The organism is Mesorhizobium sp. M7A.F.Ca.US.006.04.2.1, from assembly GCF_004022915.1.
Lineage (GTDB): Bacteria > Pseudomonadota > Alphaproteobacteria > Rhizobiales > Rhizobiaceae > Mesorhizobium > Mesorhizobium ciceri.
Genome location: NZ_RZQA01001126.1, coordinates 1 through 1,623, shown reverse-complemented (window position 1 = coordinate 1,623; position 1,623 = coordinate 1). Strand labels below are relative to the sequence as shown.

The window sequence follows — 1,623 nt, the reverse complement described above, 5'->3', positions numbered from 1 at the left end:
TCCGTCCGCTGCGCGGACCACTCCTCACCCCCCGCAAGGGGGGAGATTGGCAGTTCGCTCGATCGGCGCTTTTCGTTGGGCGTCGAAAATTGGCGAAAGCGGAGATGACGTCCAATCTCCCCCCTTGAGGGGGAGATGTCCGGCAGGACAGAGGGGGGCGCCAGGGAACTCGGCCTATCCAAGAGGCCCACCACCCCTCACACCTTGACCAATTGCTCCACGCGGTCCTTCTCGCCAAAAATCCTGAGATACCGCTCGATCTCTTTCACATCGCCGGTCGCCTTGGCCGGATTGTCCGACAGCTTGACCGCTGGCCTGCCATTGGCCTCGGTGACCTTGCAGACCAGCGATATGGCGTCGAGGCTGTTGGTTTCCGTCGGCGCGCAGCCTTCGAAATCATTGGTCAGATTGGTGCCCCAGCCGAACGACATACGCACCTTGCCCTTGAAGTGGCGATAGGTCTCCTCGATGGTTTCGACCTCGAGCCCGTCGGAGAAGATCAGCAGTTTCTGCTTGGGGTCCTTGCCCTTGTCGCGCCACCAGGACAGGATTTTTTCGCCGCCTTCGATCGGCGGCGCGCTGTCGGGGCGAAAGCCCGTCCAGTCGGCCACCCAGTCCGGCGCATCGCGCAGGAATGAGGCTGTGCCGAAGGCGTCGGGCAGCACGATCAAGAGATTGCCGCCATAGTAGCGCTGCCAGTCCTGCAGCACCTTGTAGGGCGACTGTCTCAGCTCTTTTTCCGAGTCGGCAAGCGCGGCAAACACCATCGGCAGCTCATGTGCGTTGGTGCCGAGCGCTTCGAGGTCGTTGTCCATGGCCAAAAGCACGTTGGAGGTGCCGGTGAACGCCTCGCCGATGCCTTCCTTCAACGCCTCGACACACCAGCGCTGCCATAGGAAGGAATGGCGCCGGCGCGTGCCGAAGTCCGAGATGCGGATGCCGGGCAGCGCCTTCAGCCGCTCGGTCTTGGCCCACATCTTGGATTTGGCGCGGGCATAGAGCACGTCGAGCGCGAAAGGCCCGAACGCCCGCATCGCCGCGCGAGATCGGAGTTCATTGATGATGGCGAGCGCCGGGATTTCCCACAGCGTGGTGTACATCCACGGCCCGCTGAAGGTCAGTTCATACTGCCCGTCGCACTTCGACAGCTCGTATTCGGGCAGCCGGAAGCCTTCCAGCCAGGCGAGGAATTCCGGTTCGAAGATCTGCTTGCGGCCGTAGAAATTGTTACCGCCGAGCCAGATCATCTCCTTCTTGGAGAAGCGCAAGGTGCGGGCATGGTCGAGTTGTTCGCGCAATTCGCTCTCGTCGATCTCGTCGGCAAGGCGCACCGAGGTCGTGCGGTTGATCAGCGAGAAGGTTGCGTCGACCTTGGGATACATGCCCCAGATCATCTGCAGCATCAAAAGCTTGTAGAAATCCGTGTCGAGCAGGCTGCGCACGATCGGGTCGAGCTTCCAGGTGTGGTTGTAGACGCGCCGCGCAATATCGGTCTTAGCCATGTTTCAACACCGCCTTCGCTGCCTGCCATCCACAATCGCGACAGGCCTCATAGCATCGAATCGGCCGCAACGCTGCCCGCTTTCAGGCTGGCCCGACAAAAAGAGCTGCCTGCATGCGGCC

General features: G+C 61.6%; 1 protein-coding gene. It reads right to left on the bottom strand.

The features are described 5' to 3' along the window. Positions 1-197: 197 nt before the first annotated feature. A complete protein-coding gene (pncB, locus tag EN925_RS35005) occupies positions 198-1,502 on the bottom strand; it encodes a nicotinate phosphoribosyltransferase (protein WP_127369687.1) in 1,305 nt (434 codons plus the stop codon). Between the last annotated feature and the right edge of the window lie 121 nt (positions 1,503-1,623).

Excerpts from the sequence above, each read along its gene's own strand:
- pncB (WP_127369687.1), bottom strand. The coding sequence starts at position 1,502 with ATGGCTAAGACCGATATTGCGCGGCGCGTCTACAACCACACCTGGAAG.